Genomic DNA, 21,560 nt, shown 5'->3' on the forward strand with positions numbered 1-21,560 from the left:
CTGGGTTGATAGGCCAGATGTGGAAGCCCGGTAACGGGTGGAGCTGACTGGTACTAATAGGCCGAGGGCTTGTCCTCAGTTGCTCGCGTCCACTGTGTTAGTTCTGAAATAACGAACAGCCGTGTCATTGTCCGGTTGGTTCAAATTTCATAGTGTTTCGGTGGTCATTGCGTTAGGGAAACGCCCGGTTACATTCCGAACCCGGAAGCTAAGCCTTTCAGCGCCGATGGTACTGCAGGGGGGACCCTGTGGGAGAGTAGGACGCCGCCGAACAATCATTGTGGGGAAGCCCCGTGCCGATGGCACGGGGCTTTTCTGCGTTTCAGGCCAGGGAGACCAGGTGGGTGTCGTAGGCGAGGATCACCGCCTGGACGCGGTCCCTGACACCCGTCTTGGCGAGAATGCGGGAGACATGGGTCTTCACCGTTGACTCCGCGAGGTGAAGCCGTTCGGAGATTTCGGAATTGGTCCAGCCCTGGCCGATGACCGTGAGGATTTCCAACTCCCGGCCGGTGAGCCCGGCGATGCGCGGGTCCTGGGTGGCCGGCTCGCCCGGGGCGGCCGGCAGGTGCTGCACGTACGCGTCGAGGAGACGGCGCGTCAGGCTCGGGGCGACCACCGCGTCGCCGAGGGCCACGGCCCGGATGCCGGACAGCAGTTCCTCCGGCAACGCGTCCTTGATCAGGAAGCCGCTGGCGCCGGCGCGGAGACCGTCGTACGCGTACCGGTCCAGGTCGAATGTCGTGACGATCAGGACGCGGGTGGAGGAGCCGGCCCTGATGATGCGGCGGGTCGCCTCGATGCCGTCCAGGAGCGGCATGCGGATGTCCATCAGGGCCACGTCCGGCTGGTGCCGGGCGATGAGCTGGAGCGCTTCGTGGCCGTTGGCGGCCTCACCGACGACCGTCATGTCGTCCTGGCTCTCCAGCAGCATGCGGAAGCCGAAGCGTTGCATCGGCTGGTCGTCCGCGATGAGCACGGTCGTCACGAGGGGGAGTCCTCCAGAGGAAGCCGGAGCCGGACCTGCCAGCCGCCTGCGGCGGAGGGGCCGGCTTCGAGCGTGCCGTCGTACAGGGAAGCGCGTGCGCGCATCCCCGTGATGCCCTGCCCGGTGCCGGCGGAGGTCCGCCGGGCCTGGGGTGGGGTGCCATTGTCCGTGACGAGAGTTTCCAGCGCACCCGGTCGGTAGGTCAATGTGACCTCGGCCGCGAGCGATGGTGAAGTGGCCGCGTGCTTCAGCGAGTTCGTCAGGGACTCCTGCACGACCCGGTAGACCGTCAGCTGGCGTCCGGGGGTGAGCGGACCGGTCGGCGGTGTTCCCCGTACGAGCAGCTGGACCGGCAGGCCGGCCCGGCGCACCCCCTCCAGCAGCCCGTCGATGTCGTCGAGGGTGGGCTGCGGGGTGCGATCGGCGTCCTCCGGCCGGTCCTGCAGCACGCCCAGGAGACGGCGCAGTTCGGCGAGGGCCTGGCGGCTGGTGGTGCCGATGGCCTCCAGCGCCTGGGCCGCGCGCTCGGGGCTCCGGGCCGCCGCGTACGAGCCGCCATCGGCCAGCCCCGTGATGACGGAGAGGTTGTGGCCGATGATGTCGTGCATCTCCCGGGCGATCCGGGTCCGTTCGGCGGCGGCGGCCAGACGGGCCTGCTGGTCGCGTTCGCGTTCCAGCCGGTCCGCACGGTCGAGAAGGGCCTCGGTGTACTCCTTGCGCGTACGCACCAGGATTCCCGCCAGGGCGGCGATGGCGAACATCCACACGTGCGGGAGCAGCAGACGGCTCCAGACCTCCGGAAACCGGAACGAGGCGATCACCAGCGGTGCCGCGACCAGGGCGCCCGACCAGGCGAGGGTGCGCATCGGCAGGCGTACCGCGATGTTGAAGACCACGATCTCCTGGAGCAGGGACGCCTGGATGACCGCCCCCGTCCACACGTTGGCCAGGGAGAACGGGGCCATGAAGGCGAGCACGGCCAGAGGGTGGGAGCGGCGCCAGAGCAGTGGGGCGGAGAACGCCGCACTCATGGCGAACACCAGCGCCTCCGGTACGTGCCGGTCGACGGCGACCGTGCGCCAGCCGCCGGTGGAGACGTCGAGCACGGCGAACAGCACCCAGAACGTGGTGAGGACGCCGTTCCAGACCGCCGGGCGGCGGCGGTCGAAGGCGCGGATGCGCTGGAACAGGTGCTGTATGTGCCCGGTGAGCGGGGACGGGGCGGCCGGCGGGGCGGGTTCCCGGCGCTCGGCGGTGTCGGCCATTGGTGTGTCCCCTGTATCCGGCAGCGTCGTACGGCTCATGCGTCCCGGCGCCGCAGGAGTACGGCCGCCGAGACCAGTGTGGCCGAGGCCCACAGCACCAGGGCGAGCAGGGCCGGGCCCGGGGACGCGGCGTCCGGGAGCGGGGTGGCGGAGCCGAGGACACCGGCCGCCTGGGTGGGGAAGTAGCGGACGGCCGTCTCCACCGCGTCGTACGGGAGCGTGGTGAGCACCTCGGGGAGGATCATCACACCGCCGATGAAGGCGCCGATCGCTCCGGGGACCGAGCGCAGGAGAGCGCCGAGGCCCAGGGCGATGAGGCCGAGGAAGGTGGTTCCGGCGGCGTTCCCCGCCACGGCGCGGAGTACACCCGGGTCGGTGAGAGAAGCGGCCTGGTCCGTGTCGTGGAGGAAGAGCTGGGCGATGACGAAGGTGACCAGCGAGGTCGCGAACATGACGGTGAAGACGGTGGCCGTGAAGACGGCGGCTTTGGCCCACAGCACCGGGAGCCGGCGCGGGACAGCGGTCAGCGAGGCGCGGATCAGGCCCGTGGAGTACTCGCCCGCCGTGACGAGGATGCCGAGGACCACCGTGCAGAGGGAGGCGAGGAGCGAGCCGTAGAGGACGAGGATGACGGTGTCCATGTCCGAGTCGCCGCCGTCGGAGGTGTAGGTCGCGCCCATGAGGATGCCGACGCCGAGGACGAAGAGGACGGCCAGGCCCAGGGTGGTCCAGCTGGAGCGCAGGGTGCGCAGCTTGTGCCATTCGGAGCGCAGCACCCGGGCAGGTGTGACGCGGTAGGAGTGGGGAAGGGCCGTGGTGGTCACGCGAGGGCTCCAGTGGGTGCGGCGCTGGTGGTCCGGTAGTCGACGGACTCCTGGGTGAGGTCCATGAACGCCTGTTCCAGGGACGCGGTGCGCGGGGTGAGTTCGTAGAGGGGAATGGCGTGGGCGGCGGCGGTGCGGCCGATGTGTTCGGCGTCCGTGCCGCGTACGTCCAGCCGGTCGGAGCCGGGTGTGGTGGTGATCTCGATGCCGGGTCCGCGCAGCAGGTCGCTCAGGGTGGTGGCCTGGGGGGTGAGGACAGTGACGGAGCTGCTGCCGGCCGTGGCGGTGAACTCGGTGACGGTGGTGTCGGCGAGGAGGCGGCCGCGGCCGATGACGACCAAGCGGTCGGCGGTGAGGGCCATCTCGCTCATCAGGTGCGAGGAGACCAGGACTGTGCGGCCCTGCGCGGCGAGATCGCGGAGCAGGGTGCGGATCCAGAGGACGCCTTCCGGGTCCAGGCCGTTGACGGGTTCGTCCAGGATGACGACCGCCGGGTCGCCGAGGAGGGCGGCGGCGATGCCCAGGCGCTGGCCCATGCCGAGTGAGAAGCCCTTGACGCGTCGCCCGGCGACCGCGGTGAGGCCGGCGAGGTCCAGGACGTGTTCGACGCGGGTGCGCGGGATGCCGTGGGTGTGGGCGAGCGCCATCAGGTGGTGGAAGGCGGTGCGGCCGGGGTGGACGGAGCGCGCCTCCAGCAGGGCGCCGACCTCGGTGAGGGGGGCGCTGTGCGAGGTGTACGCGCGGCCACCGATCGTGGCGCGGCCGCGGGTGGGTGCGTCCAGGCCGAGCAGCATGCGCATGGTGGTGGACTTGCCGGCGCCGTTGGGGCCGAGGAAGCCGGTGACCGTGCCCGGGCGGACGGTGAAGTCGAGGTCGTGGACCACGGTGCTGTCCCCGTACCGTTTGGTGAGTGCGTGTGCCCTGATCATGCGGTCGACGCTACGGAGGCGGCGCGGGCCGGTCGTCCGACCGGGGGCGGGACGTGCGGGGGCGCGTAGTACCGGGGTACGACTTCGGGGGTGCGGGGCGAATCCGTTTGCGTGGTCGCGGGAGCGCAGGTCAGGATCGGTGCATGGATTACGTGATACGGGTGGTGCGCGCCGACGAGTGGCGGTCGGTGAAGGAGCTCCGGTTGGCCGCTCTGCAGGACCCGGCCGCCCCGGTCGCGTTCCTGGAGACGTATGAGCAGGGGCTCAAGCGGTCCGACGAGGCGTGGCGGGAGCGCACGGTCGGCGCCTCCGCGGACGGAGCGGGCGAGGTGCGGCAGTTCGTCGCGGAGGGCCCGGACGGTGCCTGGGCGGGTTCGGTGACGGTGCTCGTGGAGGGGCCGGACGTCGAGGCGCGGTTCGGTGAGGCGGCGTCGGTGAACCAGGGGCACCTGGTCGGTGTGTTCGTACGGCCGGAGGCGCGGGGTGCGGGGGTGGCCGACGCGCTGTTCCGGGCGGCGGTGGACTGGGCGTGGTCGTTGGAGGCCCCGCGGCTGGAGCGCGTACGGCTGTATGTGCACGAGAACAATCCGCGCGCCGCGGCGTTCTACCGGCGGTTCGGTTTTGTGCCGACCGGGGAGACGGTGGCGATGCCGGGCGATCCGACGGCGCGTGAGCTGGAGTACGCGGTGTCGCGGCCCTGAGGCCGTGCCGGCTCAGAGGCTGCTGGGTGTCCGGAGCTGTTGCGTCCAGTGCGAGCGGGCCTGTTCCGGGGAACGGAGCAGGGCGATGGTGGCCAGGCCCTGGGTCTGGCCGGATCGCAGCAGGTCGGGCAGCCGGGGCAGGGGGGCGACGGCCGCGATGTCGTCGAGGACGAGCGTCATTGGTGGGTCGAGCCGGCCGTCGGATGACCGTGCGGCCATGCGGCGGCCGTGCTCGACCACGTCTGAGGCGAGCGCGGTGAGCAGGGGCATCGTCCCTGGACCGGATCGCGGGGTCTCGATGGCTTCACCCACCACATAAAGGCTGCCCCCTTCGTCCGCAAAGGAATCCAGTGCGAGCGCATCTGCTCGATTTGGTGTGCAGGTGTCCCGGACGTGGACGGAGGAGAGGGCGCCGAACGCGCGCACCGTCAGTTCCTGGGCCGTCTCGCGGCGTTCGGGGTAGCCGGTGAGCGCGGACTCCAGCAGTCCGGCGAGACCGGGGGCCGCTTTGGGGTGGGTGCGCAGGAGGCGGACCGGTTCGTGGGCGTTGCCGCCGATGGCCCAGCGGTGGACCTGGCGGAAGGGGCGGCCGTCGATGGCGGCGGCGTGCAGCCAGCAGCGCAGGAGGGTTTCGGCGATGTCGGCCGTCGCCGCGTCGACGCGGGCCCGGGGGCGGACGGGGGCGAGCAGCGCGCCTGCGCGGGCCGCGGCCCGGTCGGCCTGTTCGCAGCCGGTGGTGGGCGCCCAGTGCAGCCGGGCCGGGGTGTCGCAGAGGTGGCCGGGGTCGTAGACGAGGACGGGGCCGAGCTTGGCGCGGGCGTCCTTGGTCTCGGCCCAGAGGGTGGGGTCGGAGGTTACGACGAGAACGGGGCCGTCGGCCTCACGGACGGCCTGGACGGCGGTGGCCCGGCGGGTGGCGGCGGGGCCGTAGAGGAGGAGGGGGGCGCGCGGGGAGGGGACGGTCGCGGGGAGTGGACCGGTGGGGGTCGGCTCGTAGGACGCCGTCTCTTCGGGTGCGGTCTTCGCGGGTGGGGTCTTCGCGGTGCCGGTCGGCGCGTGCCGGGTTGTCCGGCCGGTGAGTGCTTCGGGCGCGGTGTCGGTGGGAAGGGCCGTCGTCTGCGGTGCGGTTTCGGTGAGGTGTTCGGCGGGAACGGGGGTGGCCGACGCGGGGACGGGGGTCGTCTCGCGGAGGGCGTCGGGGGTGGGTTCCGGGGTCGGTTCCGGGCCGGGGAGCGCTGCCTCGTGCGCGTACTCCCGCCGGTTGGTCCGCCGGCCGGTTCTGAGGCCCTTGCCGTGTGCCGATCGGCGGCGGGCGCGCTCCTCGCGGTGTGCCTGTTCGAGGAGGGCCAGCCGCTCCGTGCGTTCCGCGCGGCGGTGGGCCCGCACGGCGCGCCAGCGGGTGATGACGCCCATCACGAACACCGTCAGCACCACGAGCACCATGAGTTCGCCGATGAGCAGGCCCCAGAACAGGCCGTAGCCGGAGAGCTCCTGCGGGGGTGTGTCGGGCCAGGCGGCGGGCAGGTCGTGCGGGGCCTCCAGGAGGCGGCGGAGGGCCAGTGGTGTCTCGGTCGGCGTGACGGCCTCGGGCCAGGCGCCGTGGGCCAGGAGGCCGGCGAATCCGGTGGCCGTCCAGGCCAGGAGCGTCAGTCCGAGGAGGAAGGCCAGCAGTCCGACGAGCAGGCCGTCGGGGATGCCGCCCCCCTTGCCTTCGCCGGACCGTCCCCCGTCGCTCCCTGCCATGTCATGCCACCGTTGACTCGGACGACTCGTTCAGTCGCTGCTGGTTCTCGATCCTGGCCGCGCGTTCCTCCGCTTCGAGGTCGGCGGCCCTTACGTCGTCCGGGAGGAGGTCGCTCACGGATGATTCGGTCATGGCGCGGTCGGTGAAGACGAGGGGCCGTTCGGCCTCGGTGATCAGGTGTTTGACGACCTGTACGTTGCCGTTCACGTCCCAGACCGCGATGCCCGGGGTGAGGGTGGGGATGATTTCGACGGCCCAGCGGGGCAGGCCGAGGACCCGGCCGGTGGCTCTGGCCTCGTCGGCCTTCTGGGCGTAGATCGTTCGGGTGGAGGCCATTTTGAGGATGGCGGCGGCTTCGCGTGCGGCGGCGCCGTCGACCACGTCGCTGAGGTGGTGGACGACGGCGACGAAGGAGAGGCCGAGGCGGCGGCCGAACTTGAGCAGGCGCTGGAAGAGCTGGGCCACGAAAGGCGAGTTGATGATGTGCCATGCCTCTTCGACCAGGAAGATGCGCTTCTTGCGGTCGGGCCTGATCCAGGTGTGCTCCAGCCAGACGCCGACGATCGCCATCAGGATGGGCATGGCGATGGAGTTGCGGTCGATGTGCGAGAGGTCGAAGACGATCAGGGGGGCGTCCAGGTCGATGCCGAAGGATGTCGGGCCGTCGAACATGCCGCGCAGGTCGCCGTCGACCAGTCGGTCGAGGACGAGGGCGACGTCCAGGCCCCAGGCGCGTACGTCGTCTATGTCGACGTTCATCGCCTGGGCGGATTCCGGTTCGGGGTGGCGCAGCTGCTCGACGATGTCGGTGAGGACGGGCTGGCGGTCGGTTGCGGTGGCGTTGACGTAGGCGTGGGCGACCTTGAGGGCGAAGCCGGAACGTTCGTCCAGGCCGTGGCCCATGGCGACTTCGATGATGGTGCGCAGCAGGGCCAGCTGGCCGGTGGTGGTGATGGCCGGGTCGAGCGGGTTGAGCCGGATGCCGCCGTTGAGCGCGGAGGTGGGGTCGAGGCGGATGGGGGTGAGGCCCAGCTCCTGCGCGATGAGGTTCCACTCGCCGACGCCGTCCTCGCCCTGGGCGTCCAGGACGACGACCTGCCGGTCGCGGAAGCGGAGCTGGCGGAGCACGTACGTCTTCTCCAGCGCGGACTTGCCGTTGCCGGACTCGCCGAGGACCAGCCAGTGCGGGGCGGGGAGCTGCTGTCCGTAGAGCTGGAAGGGGTCGTAGATGTAGCCCTTGCCGGAGTACACCTCGCGGCCGATGATCACACCGGAGTCGCCCAGGCCGGGGGCGGCGGTGGGCAGGTAGACGGCCTGGGCCTGGCCCGTCGAGGTGCGGACGGGCAGGCGGGTCGTCTCCACCTTCCCGAAGAGGAAGGCGGTAAAGGCGTCCGACAACGCGGACAGCGGATCTCGCATGGCGTGACTGACCTCCCTCTCGGTGTCGCGGACTGGCGGTTAGCGGCGGATGCCGGTGGCGAACGGCAGGGTGTTGACGAAGGCGCGGTGGTGCTCGCGGTCGCACCATTCGAGCTTCAGGTACGACTTGCCGGCCGAGGCACGGATGGTCCGCTTGTCGCGGGCGAGGGCTTCCGGGGAGCGGGACGACACGGTGATGTACCCGACGAGGTTGACGCCGGCGGCGCCGCTGGCGAGATCTTCACCCCGTTGGTCGAGGCGGCCGTGGGCGGCGATGTCGCGGGGGTCGACGGTGCGGTTCATCTTGGCCTGGCGACTGGCCTCGGCGTCGTCGTTGGTCTTCTCGGTGAGCATGCGCTCGATGGCGATCTCGGTGGGTTCCAGGTCCATGCAGACGGCGACCGTGCGGATGACGTCGGGGGTGTGGACGAGGAGGGGTGCCAGGAAGTTGACGCCGACGGGGGTCATCGGCCACTCCTTCACCCAGGCCGTGGAATGGCACCAGGGGGCGCGGGTGGACGACTCGCGGGTCTTGGCCTGGAGGTACGTCGGTTCCACGGCGTCGAGCTCGGCGGGCCAGGCGTTGCGCTTCGTCATGGCCTGGATGTGGTCGATGGGGTGGTCGGGGTCGTACATGGAGTGGACGAGGGAGGCGAGCCGGCTCTGGCCGAGGGGCTGGCGGACCCGGATGTCGGCCTCGGCGAGGCGGGCGCAGATGTCGGTGAGCTCGCGGGCCATGACGACGGCGAGTCCGGCGTCGCGGTCGAGCTTGCGGCCGGTGTGCGGGCAGGCGGCGCGGGCCATGGCGTGGGCCTCGGCGGCGAGCTCGCGGTTGAAGTGCATGCAGGCGACGAGATAGGCGCGGTGCTGCTCGCTGGAGGTGGACACCATGGACTGGAGCTGGTCGTAGGAGTCCTGGAGCCAGCGGGGGGAGGACGGGGCGCCGCGCTGGGCGACGTCCTTGGCGTGGGCGTCGGGGTCGGCGGGGAGGGTGCGGGCGAGCATCTGGAGGCGGGTGACGAAGCCGTCTCCGTTGGCGACGTGTTTGAGGAGGGTGCCGAAGCGGTCGACGAGGGCTTCCTGGTCCTCGCTGTCGCGCAGCCCGACGCCGGGGCCCTCGATCTCGATGGCGGCGGTGACGGTGCGCCGGTCGGCGTGGAGGAGGACGGCGATCTCGTCGGGGCCGAACGGGGCGGAGAGCCAGTTGATGCGGCCGATACCGGGGGGCGGACCGATCTCGATCTCGCGGCCGTCGGCGCGGGTGCCGGCTTCCATGGCGGAGGAGCGGTAGGCGGTGCCGCGGCGCAGGGAGCGCTTGTAGCTGCGGTTGATCTCGAACCACTTGTAGAAGGTCCGGTGCCGGTACGGGACGTAGACCATGGCGATGGCGAGCAGCGGGAAGCCGGTGAGCAGCACGATGCGCAGGGAGAGGACGGGGACGAGCAGGCCGCTCATCATGCCGAGGAACGCGCCGGCGATGATCAGGGCGATCTCGCCCGTCTCACGGTTCTTGCCGACGATCGCGTTCGGCCGGGCGCGGCCGATGAGATACGTACGGCGGGGCGCGATCGGATGGGACTGTGTGCTCAACGCCCGCCACCTCCTGTGCGGTTGTTACCTGTGCTGCCTGGTCCGCCGCGGGTGCCGCGGCTGCTGTGGGGGGTGCCGGCGGTCGGGCCGGAGCCGCTGCGGGGCGGGGGTGCGGCGGAGGGGGCGGATCCGCTGCCGGTTCCGCTTCCGGCGTTGCGGGAGCTGTGGGCGGCGACTCCGCCGCTGACCGGGTTGGCGGGGCGGCCGCCGCCGCTGCCGGTGTCGCCGCTGTTCTGGCCGCCGCGGCTGCTGTGGGTCTTGATGCCCTGGGAGACGAGGGCGGCGGGGGAACTGATCATGGCGGCGGCCTGGGAGCCGTCGGTGGCCTGTTTGCGGTTGGTGCGGGCGCCTTGGATCTCGTCGCCGAAGCCGGGGACGAAGCGGTAGATCATGGCGGAGGCGAAGATGGCCAGCAGGATGATGGCGAGGCCGGAGACGACGGCGGAGAAGGCGTCCGGGCCGTCGTCGGAGGAGAGGGCACCGGCGAGGCCGAGTACGACGACGATGACGGGTTTGACCATGATCACGGCGATCATGATGCCTGCCCAGCGGCGTACGTGGCCCCACATGTTCTTGTCGACGAGTCCGGCGTAGACGGCGGTTCCCAGGAGGGCGCCGACGTAGAGCAGGGCGGCGCGGATGACGAGTTCGAGCCAGAGGATGCCGGCGGCGAGGATGGAGACGAGGGAGACGACGATCAGCATGATCGGGCCGCCGCCGATGTCGGAGTCCTTCTTGAGGGCTTGGGCGAAGGACCCGAAGAAGACGTCGGTCTGGCCGCCGGAGGAGGAGGCGATGACTTCGGTGACGCCGTCGGTGGCGGAGACGATGGTGTAGAGGATGAGGGGGGTGAAGGCGGAGGCGAGGACGGTGAGCCAGAGGAAGCCGATGGCTTCGGAGATGGCTGTGGTGAGGGGGACGCCGCGGATTGCGCGCTTGGCCACGGCGAGGAGCCAGAGGACGAGGGTGAGGACGGTGGAGGCGGCGAAGACGATGGCGTACTGCTGGAGGAAGCGGGTGTTCGTGAAGTCGACGTTGGCGGTGCTTTTGACTGCGTCGCTGAGCTTGCCCACGATCCACGCGGCGGCGTCGGCACAGCCCCGCCCGAGCGAGGTGAGCGGATCGAGAGCGGGGTCGGTGCTCGCGGGAGGCGTGGACTTGGGCGAGCTGGCGCTTCCGCCTTCGCAGTAGTCCTTGGCGGGGCCATGAATCAGGTCACATGCGTTGTTGCTTTTGCTGGGGCTGGGGCTGGGGCTGGGCGCGGGCGCAGACACGGCCCGCGCGCCGAGAAGGACGACAGAGACCTGGAGCGCTGCGAACAAGGCCGTAACGGAACTCCATTGGCGAAGTCGGCTACCGGGCATAGGTGAACCCTCCGAACCCATTGACAGCACCGGCGATCTCATCGGCGCTGGATGCCCTGGTGTCCCCACCAACCGGTGCGGGGCCATCCTTCTGGGAGTGGGTGACTGCCTTCCAATCGCCGTCGATCCACTGCAGCTCCATGGTGATGGTGAACCACCCATCCGTTACGGGCTTGGTGGATCCTTCGCCCGCCAGACCGATCAAGCCACTGCACCAGACCTCGACCGTGGCCTGGTCGGCTCTGCTCTTCGTGACTCTCGTGCCGATGGGTGTCGTACGCGAAATGAACGTGAACCCGTCAGGAGTCGAGCCGTCTTCGTTGAGACCAAGGTTCTTGAAAAGCAGGGAGGAGTAGGCCTGGTCGAGAGTGGTTCGAAAGCCATTGACAGCTGACGGTGCGATGACGGTGCCGAGGATTTCGTCGCGTTTGACCTTATCGAACATGTCGACGGAGCCGAGCGCGACCGAGTAGTTCGCCGCCGCGCTCTCCGCGCCCTGTTGGGTGTGGGCGAAGCCTGAGGGGATTGTGCCGTTCTTGCCCGTTACCGGCTTCGTGCCTGTGGGTGAGGTCGGGGCGGCCTCCGCCTTGGAGCCGGAGGTCGTGCCCGACTTGCCGCCCGAGCCGTTGTCGTCGCCGCCCATGTTGGCGAAGGCGATGGCGCCCAGCAGGAGGATCACCACGCCGGCGAACGTGATGAGGGAGCGGGAGTTGCGGGCCGGGCGGCGGGGGCCGTAGGGGTCGCCGGTGGGGCCGTCGGGCAGGCGGGTGCGGGTCTGGCGGGTGCCGCCGATCGTGCTGTAGGCGTCGCTCGTGCGTCCCGCGTCGTTGCCGTAGCCGTCCTCGTCGCCGAGACTCATGCCGCGTACGCCCCCTCAACCGTTGCTTGAACCACGTCGTAGTACGACGGTAGCCGTGCTGCTCTCCGCGCGGACGCGGTGTGGTGACTCGACATCAGGGGTACGCAACCTCTGCCGGTGGGCACGACGGGCGGATGGGAGGGGTGGGGCGGACGAGCCCCCGGGGACGGGGTCGACGCCCGGTCAGACGGCCATCCCGTACACGATGGTGAACAGGGTGCCGAGTGATCCGATGATGAACACACCGGTCAGGCCGGCCACGATCAGCCCCTTGCCCTGTTCCGCGCTGAACGTGTCGCGCAGAGCCGTCGCGCCGATCCGCTGCTTGGCCGCTCCCCAGATCGCGATGCCGAGGCACAGCAGGATGGCGATCGCCATCACCACTTCGATCATCACGCGGGCCTCGTTGCCGAGGGTCCCGAACGGCCCCCAGTTCGGGGCGATTCCGCCGATGATGGTGGTGATATCGCCCTTTTCAGCTGCCAGGATCATGTAAGTCACCGCCCCAGTTGGGTAGTTCGGCGCCCGTACCGCATGGCACGGGTCACTCTCTATCTTCGCTGATGAAACTGCTTTCGTACGACGGCTTCACGGCTCTCTTTACCCGGATCTCGCACATTTGACCGGTCTGGCCGCCCTGACCTGCGGATCGAATCGGTGTGTGGGCGAAATACGTATGGTTACTCTGTGTATCACGCAGAGTGACGCCGGGCAATGATCGTCATCGCGCCAAGCTGGCCGAGATATCCCCCGGTGGCCGAATCGTGCTCCTCAGGGTGGGGGAGGCGAGGTCGGAGTGCCCAGCGGGCGCAGCAGCGGGTGGCGGGGGGTTGGCGGACGGGAGGGCGTCTTCCAGTGCGTGGGTGGCCGGAAGTCGCACCAGGAGCCGTCGAAGGGAAAGGTTCCGGCCTCGGCGAGCTGTGCGACGGTCGCTCCTTCGGTCCGGATCGCGCGTGCTTCCTCGGCCGTCCAGTACGCGGGGTGCCCGGTCTTCTCGGCGAAGGACCGCTCGTCCTTCCAGCTCCACGTGCGGTCCGGGGCGACGTTGATGTCCAGTTCGAGGTCGGCGATGTCGATGTCCGCACCGTGGTGCACGCGTCGTTCGAGGTTGACGTACCAGCCGCGGAACTTGTGTCTGCGGCCGAAGAGCCAGAGCACCGAGTGGGCCGCCCCCGCCGGCTGGTAGAAGAGGGCGTCGCCCATCGGCCAGCGGCCCGCGACGACGGGGAAGCCCTCGGCAGGGCGCTCGTGGGGGTCGATGTCGCGCAGGTGGGTGACGCCGCGCGGGAGGGCGGTGTGCCACATCGGGGTGCCCGATTTCATCCACACCAGTTGCCCCGCGTCCGTTCGTTCGACCAGGCGTACGGGTACGGAGGCGCTGAGGTGGCCGCCTATGAACAGGTTCCAGTGCAGGATCTCGCCCGGTGTGCCGCTTGCGGTGTCCCTGTTGTCCTCTTTCATGTGATTGATCATTCCCGCCGCGCGTGCACCGGACACGTACGGGCCGAGTGGGGCACGTCCCTGACGGGGAGTCGGTCCGTCAGTCGGTGGCGATACCCCGGCTCGCGAGGACCTCGGTGTCGAACGACATGCCGATTCCGCAGTCGTCCACGCCGCTGATCAGCCGGAGGTTGGGCAGCAGGTCCAGGTCCTCGAGCGAGCCCACGTCGAAGAGGTCGTCCTCCCCGTCCCAGACCGGGGCGCACTCCTGGTACACATCGAGGCCGCCGTCGAGGACCAGCGTCTCCACGGTGGCCAGCAGCTCCGTGCTGATCTCCAGCGCCTCGAAGTGGGCGCGGGCCTCGTCGAGGACGGTGAAGGCGAGGTCGTTCTCGTAGGCGTAGCTCTGCGGGTCCTTGTCGACGCCCTTGGCCTTGAGGCAGTCGGCTATGCGGAACACCGGGGTGAGCGTCTCGTCGTTGTACATGAGCTGTTCGATGACGAGCAGCTTGAAGTTGAAATCGCGGAATGCGGGCATGCCGGGGATCGTAGCGGTGCCCTCGGACAGACCGTCGTGGTCCGTCCGAGGGCACCGTCGGGGCCTGCCTGTCCGGGGTCAGGGCTTCGCGTTCGCCTGCTTCATGGAGGCCACCGCGTCGGCGACCGTGCGCTCGTACAGGCCCAGCTTCGGGGTGCCGACCTTCACGTCGGGGCCGAGCGGGAAGTTGAGCTGCTCGGCGTTGGGCATGTGGTCGCCGTCGGCGAGTACGTTCAGCTCGTCCACCCAGGTCACGCCGTTGCCGCCGCCCGGGTTGAGGTCGATCACCGCGATCGCCGCGGTCTTCGGCTTCACCGGGTAGGCCGGCGCGCCGCCGAGGCCGCCCGGGACCAGCGGGATGATGTCGCCGCTGTGGTCCGTGGCCTTCGCGGCACCCAGGCTGACGCGCGGGAAGTAGCTCAGGCCGCAGGAGTTCCTGCCGGTGTTGTTGACCTCGATCACGTGCTGGGTGGCCGAACCCTCGCGGGCGTATACGCGCACCGACAGGTCGCCGCTCTTGCAGGGGTGCTTGTACGCGTAGCCGTCACTGGTGTCGCCGCCGGTGGCCCCGGCCGTGGAGCCGCCCGTCTTCGCGGCGCCGCCCTTGGACGTGCCGGTGCTGGAGGTGACCGCGTCCGTGGAGCCGCCGCCCGTCTTCGCGCCGTCGCTCGCCGTGCTGCCCTGGTCCTGGGCGGCGTCGTCGGCGGTGTCCTTCGCGGCGACGGTGGCGTCGGCCGAGGCGGAGTTGTCGGCCGGGCCGGCCGACTTCGTCCCGCCGCCGTCCCCGCCGCAGGCGGTGAGGGCGAGGGCGAGCACGGCAGTGGCGGCGGCGCCGAGGACGGCGGTGTGCTTGCGGTTGCGAATCGTGCGCATGGGATTCCCCGAAGTGTGTGGCGGTCGATGGATCGGTCGTCGCAGACAGGGCCCGGAATCCGCGGCGAACCGCTCCCCCTCCGGACCGTCTGACGTGGGAAGCCTCCCGCGCGCCGCTCATGTTCTGCTAACGCCTGCCTGACGTCCCGCTGTCGTCCCCCGAAAGAGGACTCCGGCCCACGCATGACCCGGTGTCCGTGCGGGAAGGGCGCGTCCATGCGGGAAGGACGCGTCCGCGCGTGACTTCGGCGGTCCGATCACCGTTAGATGTGATGTGCCCAAGCCTGTCGTGCCCGCCGCGCCGCCCGTGACAACCGCTTCCGCCGGAGACGGTGCCGCCGCCTTGCCCTCGCCCTTCCTGCTCACACCGCGCCAGGGAGAGGGCGCCCGCGCGCTTCTCTCCTACGTGGCCGGCCTGCCGGTGGGCTCCGTCGACGCGCGGCTCCTCGCGGTCGTCGTGGGGATCCGGGCCGCGCGTACGGGGGCGGGCAACCTCACGGGGACGGACTTGCGGTCGTTGCGGCTGGAGGACCCGGAGGGTGCCCTGGCCGAGCTGACGGCGGCGGGGTGGGAGGTGCCCGGGCAGCTCATCGGTGGGGAACCGGATGTGCCGTACGGCATCGTGGTGCCGGACATGGCGCCGGGGCCCGGCCGCGCGCTGCCCCTCGGCAAGGACGCGCGGTCGCGGGTGTCGGGATGGTCCATGCGTACGCGGCTGGCCAAGCCGGTACGGAAGGGGGCGCCGGCGGTCCGGCTGGCCGCACTGTTCCTGGCGGCCCACTGCTCCGACGAGCTGGTCGGCCAAGCGCCGGCCGAGCTGCCCGCCGCCTGTTACGGGGCGGTGCCCGTGCTGCTGGAGAAGGGGTTCCTCGCCGAGGTGTCCGGGCAGACCTACCGGCTCGGCGCGTCGGTGGGGCACCTCGCGGGCCGGTTGCGTACCCCGGAGGAGCTTGCCGCAATCGCTCGGGAGGCGGAGGAGCGGCGGGCGGCCCGGGAGGCGGCGGCCGCCGCCGAGCCCACCCCGGAGAGCTGGGCCGCCTGGAAGTCCGGCGTCAGCCCCGCACTGCTGCGGCACACGGAGGCGGTCGAGTCGTGCGGACTCTGCCGTCTTCCCTTCGAGCGGGTCGCCCCGGCGTTCATGTCCGGGCCCTCGCCGCTGCCCGCACCCCGGGCCGCTCTCGACGCGTACGAGTCCTGGCGGGGCGCCCACCCGGACTGCGGGCGCGAGGCGGCCCTGTTCACCGTCGAGTTCCGGGCGGAGCACGGCCATGGGCCGTCGTACAGCCAGCTGTGCAAGGGCCTGAGGTGGAAGAAGCTCGGGCGGGAGCTGCGCGGGGTCATCGTGCACACTCTCATCGCCGAGGGCTGGCTGACGGCCACGCCTCCGGTGCCGTGGACCTTGCGTCCGGGGAAGACCGCCCACGCGCAGGGGATCGTCCTGCCCGGGCAGGCGGTGCGGGCCGGCCGCTGAGGTCAGTGCGCCTGCTCGGTACGGCCGTCCGTGTCCCGGGCGGCCAGCAGCAGGGTCGCCGTGATGAGCAGCGCGGTGATGACGCCCGTGGTCAGGATGGGGGACGGGGCGTACGTGGCCGCCAGGACCGCGAGCACCGCCACCGGGTGGAGCACGTCGGCCGCACGGCGAAGCACCGAGGTGCGGTGGTGCAGCAGCCAGACGAGGGTGATGAACACGGCGACCGGGACGGTGTAGACGGCCGCCGCCGTGCGGTCGGAGATGTGGCCGTGGCCCGCGGTGTGCGCGACGTTGAGGGCGAGCCCTGCGCCGACCGCCGCCGCCGACGCGAAGACGAGGTAGTGGCCGTACCCCCACAGCAGCGCTGTGCGCAGGCTGGTCAGCAGCCGGGGTGCGCTCTGCGCGAAGTACAGCCACCACAGGGCGAACACCGTCAGGAGACCGCCCGCGACCAGTGCGGCGAGGTCGCCGAGCGCCGCGTGCGTGTCCAGGGCGGTGCGTACGGCGCCCGTGGCGGCGGTGATGGACTCGCCGAGCACGATCAGCGTGAACAGGCCGTACCGCTCGGCGATGTGGTGCGGATGCCAGGTGGTGGTGGTTTTGCGTTCGGCCAGCGCGGGAACGGCGATCTCCGCGAGGACGAGGACCGCGAAGGTCACCAGGCCGGTGTCCTCGGGCAGGGCCAGTCGTACGACCCAGCCGATCTGCACCAGGAAGATCCCCGCGGCGTATCCCAGGCAGGTGCGGCGGCGCCCCGGGTCCGAGCGGGCGGCGCGCAGCCACTGCGTGACCATGGCGAGCCGCATGATGACGTAGCCCCAGGTGATGACGGTGAAGTCCTCGTGCTCCAGCGCCTCGGCCGCGCCCGCCGCGAGGACGAGCGCGCCGGTGATCTGTACGAGCGTCAGCAACCGGTACGGGACGTCGTCGGTGTCGTACGCGGAGGCGAACCAGGTGAAGTTCATCCACGCCCACCAGATCGCGAAGAACACCATCGCGTAGCCGAGGACGGCGTGGCCGATGCGGTCCGCCGCCAGTTCGTGTTCGAAGGCGGAGGCCGCCTGGGCGACGGCGGCGACGAAACAGAGGTCGAAGAAGAGTTCCAGCATCGTGGAGGCGCGGTGCCGCTCGTCGGCGCGGCGCGCCACCATGGGCCGGTGCCAGAAGCTGGGGGAGGGGGACGATGAGCTCATGGGGGCGCATTCTTCCGGCTGGACGGGGTGAGGACGCGTGAACCGCGCCCGGTGGAAAAGTGCTGGCGTGCGGCGGCGCAGCTCTGCCACACTCCGCGCCATGACCTATGGAATCGAGAACCACCCCGCCCGTTGAGCGCCCCGGAAGAGCGCGGAGTGCTCACTCCCCGGCCCTCCTCCCTGTACGCGTGCGCGTTGCGTGTCGAACGCGCCGAGCCCGAAGGGCCGTGGTCGCGGGCGGACGCGGCACCGTCCGTACCCCGCCGGGTCCCGTCCAACCGGGGCAGCCGGGACTTCGCACAGACCAGGGACGAGCTGACCCGTCTGCTCGGGCCGTTGCTGGTCGCCCCCGACCCCGTAGAGGCGGCGGAGGAGGTGCACCGGCGCCTCGACGCCCTGGACCCGCCCGTCAGGCACCGCACCTTGCGTCTTCTCATCGCCGGGGTGCCGGTGGAGAACGAGGAACGGGCGCGGGCGCTGGCGCGGACGCTCGTGCGTACGGGGACCAGCTACCTGGCCGTCTCCACCGGGCTCGTCCTGCTCACCGAGCTGGGTGAGCCGCAGGATGTGCCGTATCTGTGGACCCTCGGCCGGCTGCGCACCCTTGTGCGGCCCGTCGTCCATGCCCTCGACGCCCTCGACCGGCCGGCCGGTGCGCTGCTCGAACTGCGCAACCATGAGGGGCCTGTGGCCTTCGGGCCGTTGCTCGACGCCCTCGACGCCGGTGACCGTACCGCCGTACGGCAACGGCTGGTCGCGCTCCCGGACGATCTGGGGCCCGAGGTGGCGCGGCGGGTGGCGGAGGCGTCCCGTTTGGCCGATCTCCCGGCGGAGGTACCCGGGCTCCCGGCCCGCGAGGGCGCCGCACTGATCGCCCGGACCGGGCGGCTGCTGTTCCTCATGACCAGCCTCCGCGACTATCAGCCGGAGATCCTCTCCTACCCGGACGCCCCTCGTGCGTACGAAGCGTTCGCGCGGGGCGCCGGCCTCCTTCCCCCCACGCTCGACCACCATGCGCTGCTCCTGTCCGCCGTTCAGGAGCTGAGCACGGGACCCGCCGTGCTGCACGACTGGGGCCCCGGGCGGCGTGAGGCGGCCCTGGCGGAGCTGGCGGCCGTCCTGCGCCGCCCGGAGTGGCGGGCGGTGCCGGACGGGGAGGGCGACGAGCCCGTCGTGCGGCGGCGGGTCGCGTGGGTGCGGCGTACGCGGGCGCAGCTGCTCGGTGCCCCGCGCTCCCCGGGCGCGCGGCTGCGCCTCGCGGTCCATGAGCGTGATCCCGGGGATCCGGCGACCGTCGAGGCGCGGGTCCTCGTCGACGGGCGTCCGCTGGTTGCGGACTACTTCGGCCGGGGGCCCGCCAACTCCCCCGAGGAGTTGCTGTTTCCCGGCACCCTGCGGGCCACGGACGAGCCGCGTGAGGTGCGGCTCGCCGAGGCGTACTGCGCCGAGGGCTGTTGCGGTGCGCTGTACGTCACCGTCCGGCGGGACGGGGAGCAGGTCGTCTGGTCCGGCTGGCGGTGCCCCGTTCCGCCGGGCGGCCCGCGCGAGATGCCCGAGCTCCGCTTCGACGCAGCCGCGTACGACGCCGAGATCGCCCGTGCGGAGGGTGACGAGAGCTGGATGTGGCCGGCCCGCCGGGCCGCCCGGCTGATCGCCGACGGGCTGCGCGGCAGGCCGGACCTCCTCGCTCGTTGGAACGTCCGGTTCGACTGGGCGGGCACGGCCTTCAGCGACCCGGACAAGACACTGGTCAGCCTCTTGTACGACGTCGAGGAGGGCCACGTACGGCAGCTTCTCTGGTCCATCCCCGAGGACGGCACCCCGCCGGAGGACCGTGCGGTGGCGGCGTTGCGCCGGCTGGACGAGGAGGACCCGAGGACGTACGGGGGTTAGCGCCGGTCCACCGTTCGGGTGATCCCTGGGCGGGGGCGAGGCGTTGGCAGGGCCGGGGAGCGGGGGTGCGCCCGCTCCCCGGCCGCCTTGTGTCCGGCGTGTCGCGGTTGCCGCGTTTGGCACAGTGCCGCTCCACGATCTTCGTGATCAAGAACGGGGTGGACGATGAGTGGGACGCGGTTGAGGCTGGTCGATCTGGCGGGTGGGGCCGTGGGCCCTGCCGGGGGTGGCTCCGGCGCCGGGGACGAGCTGCGGCACAGCGGTGGTGCGTGGCTGCGGGCGGCCGGGGGCGCGGAGGGGATGGGTGCCCATCTGGGGCCCGTACGCATGGAGCTGGCGACGGCGCACGAGGGGGTGCTCGCCGGCACCGCCGGTCTGGACTCGCTGGCCGAGCTGGGTGCCGTGCGGGAGTCCTGGGTACGGCGCGTCGAGTCCGCCCGCCATGAGTGCGGGGCGCTCGCGGGCAGCCTGCGCGCTGTCGCGCGGGCGCAGGGCGAGACGAATGAGTCCGTGCGGTCGTCCTTCTCGCCCGTCGCGCGCCGGACCCATGGGGTCGAGCGGTGACCGCGCTGTCCTCCACGTTGACGTGGGCTCAGTTACGCGACCTCAAGTGCGCCGAGCTGGAGAGCGCGGCGGACGGCTGGGGCAAGGCGAGCAACCGCGCGGATGCCGGGCGGGACCGGATCGAGAAGCAGTTGCTCGTCGGCCTGCGCGAGTCCCAGCAAGGCGCGGCGGCCGACGCGGCGGTGGGGCGGCTGCGGCGGATGAGCCGGAACCTGCAGTACGTGTACACCGAGTGCGGGCTGATCCGTACCGCGTTGAACAGCCTCGCGCACGAGATGCGGGTGCAGCAGGGTGTGCTGCGGAGTGCGTTGGAGGAGGCGGAGTCGCTGAAGTTCACCGTGCACGCGGATGGGTCGGTGTCGTACCCGTCCGGGCCCGGGGGACTGTTCGACGGCGATCCGGTGCCCGGTGGCACGGCCCGGGTGACCGGCATGCCGGGGCTGCTGCCTCCCTCGGGGCTGATCGCCCCGGACACCCATGCCGCGAAGGCGAGGGACATCTCGGACCGGATCACGGGGGCGGTCCGTGCGGCCGCCCGGACCGACTGGCGCTTCACCCGGATTCTGCGCCGGCTCCGGGCGGAGGAGGGCCTGAAGGTCCCGGACCGGACGTGGACCGACGCGGCGGGCGACGCGGCGGCTGTCCGGGAGGCCGCGCGCGGCTACCTAGAGTCCCGCATCCCGCGTGACGCGACGCCTGCGGCGCGGCGTGAGTGGTGGGCCCACCTGACGGACGAACAGCGCGAGGAGTACCTCGCGGTGTACCCGGACCAGATCGGCAATCTGGACGGCATCCCGTCCTTGGTCCGTGACACGGCGAACCGCGACAACCTCCAGCTGCTGATCGGCAAGCTGGAGGGGCGGGATGACGAGGTGTCGCGGGTGCGGTTGGCGGGGTTGCGCGAGATCGACCGGCAACTCAAGGAGCCCCGGCAGGCCGGGGACCCGCCCATGTACTTGTTGGGAGTCGGGGACGAGGGAAACGGGCGGGCGATCGTGGCGTATGGCAACCCCGATACAGCTAGAAACGTTGCAACGTACGTCCCTGGCCTGAACACATCGTTAGACGTGGATTTCGCGGAAGGCGACTTGAAGCGCGCTCGCGACACTGCAATCGGCGCTCGATACTACGATCCATCGACTGCAGCTATTGCTTGGCTAGGATACGACGCACCACAGTTTCCGGATGGGCTGAGCAGTGCCGCGGTGTCGGGTGACACCCGAGCTGAAGATGGCGGAGAGGCGCTCAACGGATTCATGGGTGGAATCTCGGCAACGAACCGAAGCGGGAACGCGCACTTGACGGTGATTGGCCATTCCTACGGCTCTCGGACCGTTGGGGCCGCCACGCAATTCGAAGGCGGTATTCCTGGTGCCGACGACATCGTGCTAGTTGGCAGCCCGGGCGTTGGCGTTGACCATGCCGAGGACCTGGGAGTTGGTGCTAACCACGTATTCGTTGGAGCTGCGGAGAACGATATCGTGACCAAGGTCCCCTCCAAGCCGCAAGCGGTGGCTGGCTTCATCGGCCTGACCGCCGGCGGGCCTTCCGTGGCACACCTCTTCGGTGAAGTCGCAGATCAAGGTGACGACGACTTGTGGTTTGGGCGTGACCCAGCCAGCAGGGCCTTTGGTGCTCGCCGCTTTCAAGTAGGCGATGGTCCGCCTTTGGTTAGCGGTGACGGCCTGTCCATCGGTGCTCATTCAGACTACTTCGTTTCTGATCCCAATCGCGACACGGTATCGGCCCACAATATCGCCCTTGTGGTAGCTGGTAGGGCGAGCAAATTGAAGACCGAGGAGTATCGGTGATTCTTCGCAGGGCCCAGTGGGTGCTGGTGGCGATCTTGTGCTCGCTGGTGATTGCCGCGTGTGCTGGTGACGGAGGTGCAGGTAAAGGTGCGGA

Annotated in this window: 19 protein-coding genes and 1 rRNA gene; 6 read left to right on the forward strand and 14 right to left on the reverse strand. The window is 70.7% G+C overall.

All coding sequences use genetic code 11. From position 1 onward, the window contains the following. Positions 1-156 precede the first annotated feature (156 nt). Positions 157-273 (forward strand): 5S ribosomal RNA (gene rrf / locus ACN6LM_RS06000). A 49-nt stretch (positions 274-322) separates the two neighbouring features. Here rrf and ACN6LM_RS06005 read toward each other — a convergent pair. The 4 genes from ACN6LM_RS06005 to ACN6LM_RS06020 are packed head-to-tail and all read right to left on the reverse strand — an operon-like array spanning position 323 to position 4,006. Then, positions 323-988, reverse strand: a complete 666-nt coding sequence (locus tag ACN6LM_RS06005) for a response regulator (protein WP_445064208.1) — start codon at positions 986-988, stop codon at positions 323-325. Next, positions 985-2,253 (reverse strand): sensor histidine kinase, encoded by a 1,269-nt coding sequence (locus tag ACN6LM_RS06010; protein ID WP_445064209.1) that lies wholly within the window; start codon positions 2,251-2,253, stop codon positions 985-987. Before ACN6LM_RS06010 ends, ACN6LM_RS06005 begins: the two co-directional genes overlap by 4 nt. A gap of 35 nt (positions 2,254-2,288) precedes the next feature. Beyond that, on the reverse strand, positions 2,289-3,077 hold the full coding sequence (locus ACN6LM_RS06015; protein WP_445064210.1) for an ABC transporter permease: 789 nt from the start codon (positions 3,075-3,077) through the stop codon (positions 2,289-2,291). Further along, positions 3,074-4,006 (reverse strand): ABC transporter ATP-binding protein, encoded by a 933-nt coding sequence (locus ACN6LM_RS06020; RefSeq protein ID WP_445064211.1) that lies wholly within the window; start codon positions 4,004-4,006, stop codon positions 3,074-3,076. The genes ACN6LM_RS06015 and ACN6LM_RS06020 overlap by 4 nt, the downstream gene beginning before the upstream one ends. Positions 4,007-4,149: 143 nt before the next feature. Between ACN6LM_RS06020 and ACN6LM_RS06025 the strand changes: the two genes are divergently transcribed. After that, positions 4,150-4,707 (forward strand): GNAT family N-acetyltransferase, encoded by a 558-nt coding sequence (locus ACN6LM_RS06025; RefSeq protein WP_445064212.1) that lies wholly within the window; start codon positions 4,150-4,152, stop codon positions 4,705-4,707. Between the two features lie 12 nt (positions 4,708-4,719). Here the strand turns inward: ACN6LM_RS06025 and ACN6LM_RS06030 are convergent, their stop codons facing one another. The 9 genes from ACN6LM_RS06030 to ACN6LM_RS06070 form a co-directional block, all read right to left on the reverse strand. Next, positions 4,720-6,450, reverse strand: coding sequence for a type VI secretion protein (locus ACN6LM_RS06030; protein WP_445064213.1), 1,731 nt, complete (start codon positions 6,448-6,450; stop codon positions 4,720-4,722). Between the two features lies 1 nt (position 6,451). After that, entirely contained in the window at positions 6,452-7,870 is a 1,419-nt protein-coding gene (locus ACN6LM_RS06035) for an ATP-binding protein (RefSeq protein WP_445064214.1), read from the reverse strand. A gap of 39 nt (positions 7,871-7,909) precedes the next feature. Then, positions 7,910-9,460 (reverse strand): SCO6880 family protein, encoded by a 1,551-nt coding sequence (locus ACN6LM_RS06040; RefSeq protein WP_445064215.1) that lies wholly within the window; start codon positions 9,458-9,460, stop codon positions 7,910-7,912. Then, positions 9,457-10,824, reverse strand: coding sequence for a hypothetical protein (locus ACN6LM_RS06045; RefSeq protein WP_445064216.1), 1,368 nt, complete (start codon positions 10,822-10,824; stop codon positions 9,457-9,459). Before ACN6LM_RS06045 ends, ACN6LM_RS06040 begins: the two co-directional genes overlap by 4 nt. Further along, a complete protein-coding gene (locus tag ACN6LM_RS06050) occupies positions 10,814-11,683 on the reverse strand; it encodes a hypothetical protein (RefSeq protein ID WP_445064217.1) in 870 nt (289 codons plus the stop codon). The genes ACN6LM_RS06045 and ACN6LM_RS06050 overlap by 11 nt, the downstream gene beginning before the upstream one ends. 183 nt (positions 11,684-11,866) lie before the next feature. Further along, positions 11,867-12,175, reverse strand: coding sequence for a hypothetical protein (locus ACN6LM_RS06055; protein WP_024493027.1), 309 nt, complete (start codon positions 12,173-12,175; stop codon positions 11,867-11,869). A 279-nt stretch (positions 12,176-12,454) separates the two neighbouring features. After that, the gene (locus ACN6LM_RS06060) at positions 12,455-13,144 is read right to left on the reverse strand and encodes a DUF402 domain-containing protein (RefSeq protein ID WP_445064218.1); all 690 of its coding nucleotides are present in this window, start codon (positions 13,142-13,144) and stop codon (positions 12,455-12,457) included. A gap of 79 nt (positions 13,145-13,223) precedes the next feature. Beyond that, positions 13,224-13,661 (reverse strand): DUF6892 domain-containing protein, encoded by a 438-nt coding sequence (locus ACN6LM_RS06065; protein ID WP_445064219.1) that lies wholly within the window; start codon positions 13,659-13,661, stop codon positions 13,224-13,226. Between the two features lie 78 nt (positions 13,662-13,739). Then, the gene (locus ACN6LM_RS06070; protein ID WP_445064220.1) at positions 13,740-14,534 is read right to left on the reverse strand and encodes a DUF4232 domain-containing protein; all 795 of its coding nucleotides are present in this window, start codon (positions 14,532-14,534) and stop codon (positions 13,740-13,742) included. Positions 14,535-14,823: 289 nt separating this feature from the next. On the opposite strand from ACN6LM_RS06070, the gene ACN6LM_RS06075 reads away from it, so the two are divergent. Further along, a complete protein-coding gene (locus ACN6LM_RS06075) occupies positions 14,824-16,005 on the forward strand; it encodes a hypothetical protein (protein ID WP_445064292.1) in 1,182 nt (393 codons plus the stop codon). A 2-nt stretch (positions 16,006-16,007) separates the two neighbouring features. On the opposite strand, the gene ACN6LM_RS06080 is transcribed toward ACN6LM_RS06075, so the two are convergent. After that, positions 16,008-17,198 (reverse strand): low temperature requirement protein A, encoded by a 1,191-nt coding sequence (locus ACN6LM_RS06080; RefSeq protein WP_445064221.1) that lies wholly within the window; start codon positions 17,196-17,198, stop codon positions 16,008-16,010. A gap of 195 nt (positions 17,199-17,393) precedes the next feature. On the opposite strand from ACN6LM_RS06080, the gene ACN6LM_RS06085 reads away from it, so the two are divergent. The 3 genes from ACN6LM_RS06085 (at position 17,394) to ACN6LM_RS06095 (ending at position 21,466) form a co-directional block, all read left to right on the forward strand. After that, positions 17,394-19,091 (forward strand): hypothetical protein, encoded by a 1,698-nt coding sequence (locus tag ACN6LM_RS06085; RefSeq protein ID WP_445064222.1) that lies wholly within the window; start codon positions 17,394-17,396, stop codon positions 19,089-19,091. 210 nt (positions 19,092-19,301) lie between these two features. Then, positions 19,302-19,655, forward strand: coding sequence for a hypothetical protein (locus tag ACN6LM_RS06090; protein WP_445064223.1), 354 nt, complete (start codon positions 19,302-19,304; stop codon positions 19,653-19,655). Continuing rightward, positions 19,652-21,466 (forward strand): alpha/beta hydrolase, encoded by a 1,815-nt coding sequence (locus ACN6LM_RS06095; protein ID WP_445064224.1) that lies wholly within the window; start codon positions 19,652-19,654, stop codon positions 21,464-21,466. The genes ACN6LM_RS06090 and ACN6LM_RS06095 overlap by 4 nt, the downstream gene beginning before the upstream one ends. The last annotated feature ends 94 nt before the right edge of the window (positions 21,467-21,560 follow it).

This window comes from Streptomyces sp. SAS_281 (genome assembly GCF_052542855.1).